Annotated in this window: 1 pseudogene; it reads right to left on the bottom strand. The window is 31.4% G+C overall.

Going from position 1 to position 370, the window contains the following annotated elements:
• Nucleotides 1–353, bottom strand: a pseudogene (locus tag KI363_RS21735) (MepB family protein); the annotation flags it as partial.
• Between the last annotated feature and the right edge of the window lie 17 nt (nucleotides 354–370).

Below are 370 nucleotides of genomic sequence, written 5' to 3' on the forward strand. Positions count from 1 at the left end.
TTGAAGTAGACCTAAGAATGTTCTGTTTTAAAAGAACTTCTTTTGGAAAAATAAATTGACCAAACTCATTTTCATTTTTAAAGGTAGTTATAACCAATAAATCAGGGGCTTCCTCATATAAGTAGGGGTGATTTTTATTACTTTCGTCTTTTTCCCAAAATGCAACAAACTGCCCTACTTTGGTCGGAGTTATATATTGCAACTCTGAAACGAACTGTTCTCGAAGATAACCGAAATGTACCAGCACCATACCTAGAATTTTGCTTTTCTTCTTGAACCGAATTTACAGTTAAATCATTTGGCTCGTAAATCATTTTATTTACATAATTTAATATTGTATAAAAATCATTCATTATTCCACCCCCTTAAA

Origin of the sequence: Lederbergia ruris, assembly GCF_018332955.1 — a bacterium.
In the GTDB taxonomy this organism is placed as follows: Bacteria; Bacillota; Bacilli; order Bacillales; family Bacillaceae_C; genus Lederbergia; species Lederbergia ruris.